Annotated in this window: 5 protein-coding genes and 1 pseudogene; 4 read left to right on the top strand and 2 right to left on the bottom strand. The window is 34.7% G+C overall.

Going from position 1 to position 5476, the window contains the following annotated elements:
* Nucleotides 1–261 (bottom strand): annotated as a pseudogene (locus QWC74_RS03530) (FtsW/RodA/SpoVE family cell cycle protein); the annotation flags it as partial.
* Between the two features lie 188 nt (nt 262–449).
* Here QWC74_RS03530 and QWC74_RS03535 point away from each other — a divergent pair.
* Nucleotides 450–1268: a hypothetical protein gene (locus tag QWC74_RS03535; protein ID WP_006784030.1), complete on the top strand. Its 819-nt coding sequence runs from the start codon at nt 450–452 to the stop codon at nt 1266–1268.
* 130 nt (nt 1269–1398) lie between these two features.
* Here the strand turns inward: QWC74_RS03535 and QWC74_RS03540 are convergent, their stop codons facing one another.
* The gene (locus QWC74_RS03540) at nt 1399–1920 is read right to left on the bottom strand and encodes a CotY/CotZ family spore coat protein (protein WP_006784031.1); all 522 of its coding nucleotides are present in this window, start codon (nt 1918–1920) and stop codon (nt 1399–1401) included.
* Nucleotides 1921–2526: 606 nt separating this feature from the next.
* Between QWC74_RS03540 and QWC74_RS03545 the strand changes: the two genes are divergently transcribed.
* From QWC74_RS03545 to QWC74_RS03555, 3 genes are all read left to right on the top strand, one after another.
* A complete protein-coding gene (locus QWC74_RS03545) occupies nt 2527–3948 on the top strand; it encodes a D-alanyl-D-alanine carboxypeptidase family protein (protein ID WP_288993915.1) in 1422 nt (473 codons plus the stop codon).
* Between the two features lie 456 nt (nt 3949–4404).
* Nucleotides 4405–4659 (top strand): (2Fe-2S) ferredoxin domain-containing protein, encoded by a 255-nt coding sequence (locus QWC74_RS03550; protein WP_006784033.1) that lies wholly within the window; start codon nt 4405–4407, stop codon nt 4657–4659.
* 4 nt (nt 4660–4663) lie between these two features.
* Nucleotides 4664–5476: [Fe-Fe] hydrogenase large subunit C-terminal domain-containing protein (locus QWC74_RS03555; protein WP_288993916.1), on the top strand; the 813-nt coding region annotated here is incomplete at its 3' end.

Raw genomic sequence — 5476 nt, forward strand, 5'->3', positions numbered from 1 at the left:
TAAAATCATTACAAATCCATATAACCACCATCTCAAAGCTCGAATTCGATCCGTTCCAATGATGATGATGATAAAGGTTAGGATAAATCCAATGCCATAAAACAATCCTTGCCTCATGGCATAATCTGATGCTCCGTACTGGATTTCAGTCAACGGTGCAGAGGAAGTAATGGCAACCAGACTAATTCCGATAATAAGAAGTAAATAGACAATAATTGGATTATAAAATAAAATCTTAAATTTATTTAAAATATCTTTCATTTAATCACCTGACTTTAAAAGCTATATGTTCATTCTATCAGATAATAACAAGATTGATAAGTAAATGTAGTAAAATGTTTGGATTATTTAAAACTTATCATTTCTCATGAAGTCGAATAGGAGAGCGATTCACCTAAACCTAAAATGTGCATAAGTTATATTATGACGAACGAAAGAGGAGGATTAAAATGCCTAAAAAAGTCGAAAAAGAACCGTTATTATTTGTGGATACTGGTTATCTAGGATGTTTTGTCAGTGAGCAAAGTTATTTTAAAACCCCTACAGAAAAACCAAATAATGTATCAAATCCTGATTATGTTCATAATTATGCAAGTACAGATTTTTTTGATTTTGATCAGTTTACAGTTTCTCACGATGAAAGTGCTAAAAAGGTCGAAAAATTACAAGTGAGTGATGAAGTAGAAGATGATGAGTATGAACGCGTCGATATTTTAGTCGATGAAACGGATGATCATCTTCAAGAGCAAGAGGAAACAGTTGGTTTAATGAATAATGTTAAAGTTGAAGAAACAGAGGGATTTGATGATGAAAACAATATTACGATTGAAGAGATAGAAGTGGATTCCTCTGAGACTAACACACATACTGAAGCGGTAGAGGTTAAAGTGCCAGTAACTAATATGGTAAGTGAAGAAATAGAAGTTGATGCAAAAGCGACTGAGACGTTAAGTAAAGAAGTAATAAATGGAGAAGGGTTAGAGGAGAAACAGGAGGTAGATGTCGACAACTCTGATGATGAGGTAGAAGAAACAGTCGAACCAATGGATGAAAAGCAACGGGAATTATTATTGTTCATCCGTGATTTAACCAATCGTCCCACTTCGATGAAAGCCCCAATTGTACAAATCGTCAAAAAAGATGGAACACTTAAGTCTGGAATTTTGAATTTAGCAAATGAAACAACGGTTAGCATTGATAATTTGATGAATAAAGTGGAGGAAATTCCAATTTCATCTATTGAAGGAATTAGAATCTTACATATGTAACGAGTTAGGACCTCTTTTATAAGCGGGTAAGATGAGAACATCCCATCTAATCTGTTTGTAAGAGAGGTTTTCCCTTTTTAGCATAAAAGAAAAGGTGCTGTGATTAAACAACACCATCCATACGCCATCATTAAAGATTGTTATCATCTAGTGGTACATAGACATCTTCTAAGCATTGAATTGCTATGAAAGAGTTTAAGTCAACGGTACACAATGTTTTGGTAGGAATCAAACTTATCGAAGTTAGCCCTTGTCTTTCAAAAACATTGAGGTCGTCGTTTATTGTGTTAATGTGTCTAAAACCATCTGAATCACTCATATCTCGAGCATCATTACTATGATTTGAGTTAGCATTTGAATTATAAGCCAACGCTCTAATCGTTGCACTATTTTCATTGACATCTTCGACTCTAAACAGTGAAGCGGATTGAAGACCAGAGTCGGGAAGAGTGGCTAATTTAAATGGTTCTCCATTTGGTAGATATAAAATAAAGGGTCTTGTATTAGCTTTAGACGCTTCACCTAAAATAAGATTGTTATATCGTAAGATGCTACTATCTGTTGGAGTAGCAGCCTGTTGTAGACGATTGATGAATCTAAGCGTATCAGCAACAGGACTATATTTAATTGTTCGAGTAGTTTCAGAACTCATAAGCTCACCTTAATTTAAGAATATATTAACATAGAGGCGCTACTTCTATGTGACCTAAGGATAGGTCTCTCATACTTTCATATGAGTGTAGACTATATCATCATCCTAGTTTGAGGATGTCCTCCGCTTCCACTACCCATCGCTTGTAGTGTACTCCCTTATAGGGATAGTCGTTGAACGTTCTCCTATTCGGAGCTTCGCTGCTGATTTTCCATTGTATGAGCACGTAGGATTTAACCTTATGCCATCTCATTTATTTTTTCTGCTTTCGCAACCTTCACACTTAGTCTATTTCAAACTTATGTTGTGGTTAAATGAGCTTTAGGAGGTCCCAGCAATTCAAAGGATGTTGGAGATTTCTTAAAATCTCACTCCATGCTCGTTTCTGAACATGGGAGGCAGTTGAATGGATGAAACTATTCTTTTACCTCCTAGGTACATTATTAATTTATGCTTAAACTAGGCTTTGTTTCTAGACAAATCCCCAATTATAACCATAAGACAAAGAACTAATTTGAATTAAATTTGGAAATTGTTAAATATTAGGTTTATTTTGGTTATCTCTGGACATAATAGGATGGAATATAAAAAGGGGTGCGTTAAAATATGCAAAAATTATGTGTCGTGATTGCATTAATTTCATTATTAGGTATAGGCTTTACATTTTATTCTCATATGATGAGTGATGAGATGCAATTAGAACGATTGGGGTACTCAAAAGAAGTGATTACTCAATTGCGTAATGAAAATTCAGAGATGATTGATAAGATTATAAGAGATAAAAGAAGCAGTGAAGAACTACTCGATTATCTTTTTGTGAAAAACTTTAATTATGACTGCTACGATGAATATGTTGATTTAAAAGAAAAATATCCCGAGTTAGAAGCAACTGAAGTTGTGTACGTGGCTTCTTTTTTTGAACATGTTTTTGTTCCAACTTTACTTCAGAATGGTTATGATGAAACAACGATTGACATGTGGTTTCAGTCACCAAACTTTAGTCAATATATTAAAACAGGTGATATCACAACCTTAAATAGTATTTTAAGCTTTGCCAAAGAAACAGGAAATGATTTATATACGTTATTAGAGTATGTAAGCTATGAAAAAAGGTATCCTCAAATTGGAATAAATGAAACAATAGCTCGGGTGGATGAATATCAAAATACCATATTCCCAGCCCTAAAACAAAAAGGATATCAAGCAGAGGAGATTGAGGTCTTATATACGAGCTGTGAATTAACTGATTTAAAAGCGTTAATTGATACCGATTTAAATCCATCTCAAACACTAGAACTCATGACTGCTAGTAGTTTTAGTTCGGCTAATTTTGAAATTTATGATGAAGTCTTAAATAGTGGACATTCGATTACGTATGCCCTTCAATATGCTAAATATCCAAATGTTAAATCAAATTTTTATGAAGCGATTGTTTCAACTCCAAATCCAAATCAACTGCTAGCACTTGTTAATAAAAACTATCAATTAGAGGCAACGTATGTGCCGACTGATTTTGTTCCATTAGATGTTACACTTTCGACCTTTGCATTGACTGGTACGAACTATTTACGCCGTGATGCAGCAGATGCCACTGAAAAACTCTTTGAAGCGGCAAAAGAGGAAGGGATTGAGCTTTTATTACGGTCAGGTTACATTTCCTATGAAACACAGAAAAAAAATTATGAACAAGATCTGTATGAAATGGGAATGGAATATGCAGAAAAAATTAGTATGAGACCTGGACATAGTGAACATCAATTAGGATTAGCAATTGATGTTACGAGTGATAGTGTCGATCAAAGTTTATCGGTTGATTTTGCTAAAACTGAAGAAGGAAAATGGGTGTTAGAACATGCTCATGAATTTGGATTTATTATTAGATATCCAGAGAATCGTGAAGCAGAAGTGGGATATACTTATCAACCTTGGCATCTGCGTTATGTTGGCGTAGAAGTGGCTTCTGAAATTTATGAAAATGATTGGGTATTAGAAGATTATATTTTAACCTATGGCTTACTCGATCAATGAGCATGAGTTTATCTCATGCTTTTTTTATTTCAAAATCAGGAAATAGTTTGCACTGAAAATTATGTCGGGAAATAGAGGTCGTTTGCTGGCGAATGAAAATAATGTCGGGAAATAGTTTGTCGATTGAAAGGGGTTGCAGAAGTTGTCGGGAAATATGCTTTTCTAAGAGAAAAGCGCAAAAAAAGAGATAGGATCGTTTCAAGATTCTATCTTTTTTTCGTTGTATTTGAGGGTTAATATATAAGTCTAGATAAGTTTTTCACAATCGAAAAACGTTTAACTGGTTTTTTAAACGGTATAGGATGACTCTTGGTGAGAGGGTTGGTTCCCCTATAGTTTGTCTTAGTATCCAAAGAGCTTAAATGTTAAGTCTGATTATTAAAATATTGATAGACTATGAAAGAGTCGTTAGGAATAAAGTTAAACAGGAATTTATTTTGGAGAGGAGTATTGAGGGTGAAAACGATTAAAATTTGTGTGGGAAGTTCATGCCATTTGAAAGGATCGTATGAAGTGATTCAGATTTTTCAATCGCTGATTGAAAAGCATCAGCTACAAGAAGTGTTGGAATTAAGAGCTGCTTTTTGTTTAGGTCATTGCACGGAGGCGGTCTCTGTTATGGGACCGAATGAAGAAGTATTGGCGGTTTCTCCTGATGATGCAGAGAAACTATTTGAAGCAGTGATTAAACCACAATTAGGAAAGGAGTGAGAGGATGGGGGTTATTAGTTTTTCAGAAGCAAATTGTAAAAATTGTTACGCCTGTGTTCGAGCCTGTCCGGTCCAATCGATTAAGATTAAAAATGAGCAAGCGATTATTATGGAAGAACGATGTATTGCATGTGGATTATGTTTAAAGGCTTGTCCTAAAAATGTGAAGAAGATTGAAACTGAATTAGAAAAAGTTAAGCAATTTATAAAATCGGGCCAATCAGTTGTTGTCTCATTAGCTCCAACCGCTTTTGGTGTTTTTAAAAATCAGGGACATAAATTAGTTGCAGCGCTAAAGAAATTAGGTGTCTCGCATGTAGAGGAAACGGTAGTTGGAGCAGAAGTCGTAACTCAAGTCTATGAAACGTATCAGCATTTTCATTTAGATAAGTGTTATATTACGAGTTGCTGTGCCTCTGTTAATTTATTAATTGAAAAACATTATCCTAAAGTAATCCCGCATTTGATTCCAGTCATTACCCCGTTAATGGCACATGCTAGAATGTTAAAATTGAAGTATGGGCAAGATGTCAAGGTGGTTTTTGTGGGGCCGTGTTTAGCCAAGAAAATCGAAGGTGAGGAGGAAGAAAGTATTTCTGCAGTACTAACGATACAGGAATTAAAGCAATGGTTTAATGAAGCGGGAATTAAATTAAATGAACTTGAAGAAGTCCCATTAGATGATGGGTTGGTGAGTCAACGAACGTATCCTATGGTGGGTGGCATGAGTAAGTGCTTCAATGAAAAAGATAAAAAAATTGAAATCCAAATTAATGATGCTAAAGTAGTCGTCAATAAAGCAACTATTGAAGGTTTT

Origin of the sequence: uncultured Turicibacter sp. (assembly GCF_938044715.1) — a bacterium.
Lineage (GTDB): Bacteria > Bacillota_I > Bacilli_A > MOL361 > Turicibacteraceae > Turicibacter > Turicibacter sanguinis.